At 64.8% G+C, this 648-nt stretch carries 1 protein-coding gene; it reads left to right on the top strand.

Annotated elements, in window-relative coordinates:
- Positions 1-125: 125 nt before the first annotated feature.
- On the top strand, positions 126-648 hold a 523-nt coding region (locus VX037_RS23670; RefSeq protein ID WP_328716102.1), incomplete at its 3' end, for a transposase.

Here is a 648-nt window from a genome sequence, read left to right as displayed (position 1 = left end):
AGGCTTATTCACCGCGTTGGGCCGAGAGGGTTGGCGGGAGTGGCATAAGCCTCTGATCTGAATTAGGAACTGGGTGTCTAAGCCGAACCTGCCGCAGGGCAGAAGATGCCACAGGCCACCCCGCCATGACCGACGATACTGCAAACCCATTCCGATTCCCAGCAGTGCGCAGCCGGAAAGTCACAGCCGCCTTTGATGGTGGTCGGCTGACCTCGGACGGCGGCGTCCTGCTACTGGCACAGGCTGAGCGCGCGATGGGCATCTGCCGTCGGCTTGCCGCTTGCATAGCCGACCCGCGTGACCCTGGCCGGGTGATCCATGCGCTGCCCGACATCCTGCGCGCCCGGGTGTTCGCGATCGCTTGCGGATACGAGGATGCCGACGATCTCGACGCCCTTCGCGACGATCCCGGCTTCCGCCTGGCGCTGGGCAAGCTGCCGGGCTCCGGTGCCGGGCTTGCGAGCCAACCCACGATGAGCCGCTGGGAGAACGCGCCGACCACGCGCGAACTGGCGAAGTTGATGGCCGCCATGATCGATATCTACTGCGCCAGCTATCCCACTTCGCCGGCGGCGGTGACGTTGGATATCGATGACACCTGCGATGTCGTCCACGGCTATCAGCAGCTCTCGTTCTGGAACGGGCACC

This window comes from Gordonia sp. Z-3, from assembly GCF_036233855.1.
Classification (GTDB): Bacteria; Actinomycetota; Actinomycetes; order Mycobacteriales; family Mycobacteriaceae; genus Gordonia; species Gordonia tangerina.
Note: the sequence above shows the minus strand (reverse complement) of the source record. Positions and strands in the feature narration are given on the sequence as shown.